The following is a 270-nucleotide window of genomic DNA, read 5'->3' on the forward strand; positions in this document are numbered from 1 at the left end:
TATTCCTCGACGATGTCGCAGAGTTCGGACAGCGGCGCGACAGTACCGTCCATACTGAAGACGGAATCGGTGACGACCAGCCACGACTCGTCGCCCGCTGCGTCCGCGGAACGGCGGTCCATCCGCTGTGACAGGTCGTCCGGGTCACAGTGGTCGTACACAACCGTTTCGGCGTCGGCGAGTCGGCACGCGTCGACGATGCTAGCATGGTTGAGTTCGTCCGAGAACACTACGTCCGGGGCGAGCGCTGTGATCGTGCCGACGTTGGCG

Annotated in this window: 1 protein-coding gene; it reads right to left on the reverse strand. The window is 63.7% G+C overall.

The genetic code is table 11. The annotated features are described in order from the left end of the window. The coding region (locus tag SM755_RS23685) for an aminotransferase class I/II-fold pyridoxal phosphate-dependent enzyme (RefSeq protein WP_323174839.1) at positions 1-270 on the reverse strand (270 nt) is incomplete at both ends.

It is taken from the genome of Natrialba sp. PRR66, from assembly GCF_034808065.1.
Lineage (GTDB): Archaea > Halobacteriota > Halobacteria > Halobacteriales > Natrialbaceae > Natrialba > Natrialba aegyptia.